Origin of the sequence: Citrobacter sp. S55_ASV_140 (genome assembly GCF_018919505.1) — a bacterium.
Taxonomy (GTDB): domain Bacteria; phylum Pseudomonadota; class Gammaproteobacteria; order Enterobacterales; family Enterobacteriaceae; genus Citrobacter; species Citrobacter werkmanii.
Window position 1 is genome coordinate 1 of the sequence record NZ_JAHLQZ010000364.1, and the last position, 1760, is coordinate 1760.

Below are 1760 nucleotides of genomic sequence, written 5' to 3' on the forward strand. Positions count from 1 at the left end.
GAGCATAACCAATCGCCGCCATCGCCGCGCCCTGCTCATGTCGACACAACAGGTGTTCTACGCCGCCGTCATATAACGCATCATAAACCGGCATAATTGCGCCACCGGGATAACCAAAGACGGTTTGAACCCCTTGTGCACGCAACGCATGTACCACCCACTGTGCCCCATTCATAGTTACATCCCCGCCGTAAATCTTGAGAAACAGAATTTTATGCTACCGTTCACTTTCTGCTCCTCGTGTATGTTTTTAAGGTCAAAAAAAACCCCCGGACCTTTCGGTGCGGGGGTCTTAGTTCGTTAAGGCTTGTTTTCTAAGCCTTTCCTCGTCCAAGTGCAGCCCCGCACGGTGGGATAATAATCACCACCACGCTAATCACGACCAGGCTAATCACTCGTAGAAGGGCTGTCATTTTTATATTTTCTTGCATCTTGTTCGAAGGAATACCTAAAGAGTTACCATAGAATTTGCAAATAACACAAGAATTTTTTTTATTCGTTTTTCTGAGCCCGGTAACGGTTTTGATAAATAGCCTTGTTTTTTATATAAAAAATTAAAAAATGAAAATATTTCACGTTTCAGGTCATGCTTGAGCACACACTCCCCCGCGACAACACCTCATAAATACGTTTGCGAGCGTTATCCCTGGTTTCATGCAAAAGATTTAATTTGCAGAAAAATACGTGAATCAGCATCTAAAATCAGCGATCAAGTTAAATTTTGCCGTGATGTATTACCCCATAATGCCTTCATCAGGAGGGGTTATGTCACTATCGATTGTTCATACACGCGCCGCGCTTGGCGTGAATGCGCCAGCCATTACCATTGAGGTACATATCAGCAATGGTCTACCTGGTTTAACCATGGTGGGATTGCCAGAAACAACGGTGAAAGAGGCCCGCGATCGGGTTCGCAGTGCGATTATTAATAGTGGGTATGAATTCCCGGCGAAGAAGATAACCATTAACCTCGCTCCTGCCGATCTTCCCAAAGAAGGAGGGCGATATGATTTACCTATCGCAGTTGCGCTTCTGGCCGCTTCTGAGCAGCTTACAGCCCATAATCTCGATACCTACGAGCTGGTAGGCGAATTAGCGCTTACAGGCACGCTACGCGGCGTTCCAGGAGCGATTTCAAGCGCAACCGAAGCAATACGCGCAGGCAGGAGAATTATTGTCGCAAAAGAGAATGCCGCTGAAGTTGGACTGATACATGGTGAAGGGTGTCTGATTGCCGATCACCTACAGTCCGTATGCGCATTTCTCGAAGGGAAGCATGATTTAGACAGACCGTTATCTGCAGACTTCACGCCAGAGCCATTAGCCGATGATCTGAGCGATGTCATCGGTCAGGAACAAGGCAAACGCGGGTTGGAGCTCACTGCGGCTGGCGGTCACAACCTGCTGCTTATCGGCCCTCCGGGGACGGGAAAGACCATGCTGGCCAGTCGCCTCAGAGGACTACTCCCGCCGCTTAGCAACGATGAGGCACTAGAAAGTGCTGCGATACTCAGCCTGGTCAATTCCACTACGATACAAAAACAGTGGAAGCAGCGCCCCTTTCGCTCACCGCATCACAGTGCTTCATTAACCGCCATGGTAGGTGGCGGGTCTATTCCTGCGCCGGGAGAGATCTCTCTGGCGCATAACGGCATACTATTTCTGGATGAATTACCTGAGTTTGAGCGACGCACGTTGGATGCCCTGCGTGAACCTATCGAGTCCGGGCAGATCCATTTATCCCGCACCCGGGCTAAAAT

3 protein-coding genes are annotated in these 1760 nt (G+C 49.1%); 1 reads left to right on the forward strand and 2 read right to left on the reverse strand.

All coding sequences use genetic code 11. From position 1 onward, the window contains the following. Both KQJ18_RS23790 and ilvL read right to left on the reverse strand, forming a co-directional pair. Positions 1 to 175: thiamine pyrophosphate-binding protein (locus KQJ18_RS23790; protein ID WP_253297560.1), on the reverse strand; the 175-nt coding region annotated here is incomplete at its 3' end. Positions 176 to 314: 139 nt separating this feature from the next. After that, on the reverse strand, positions 315 to 413 hold the full coding sequence (ilvL, locus tag KQJ18_RS23795) for an ilv operon leader peptide (RefSeq protein ID WP_001311244.1): 99 nt from the start codon (positions 411 to 413) through the stop codon (positions 315 to 317). A 352-nt stretch (positions 414 to 765) separates the two neighbouring features. Between ilvL and KQJ18_RS23800 the strand changes: the two genes are divergently transcribed. Beyond that, a partial coding sequence (locus tag KQJ18_RS23800) for a YifB family Mg chelatase-like AAA ATPase (protein WP_216422925.1) occupies positions 766 to 1760 on the forward strand: 995 nt, incomplete at its 3' end.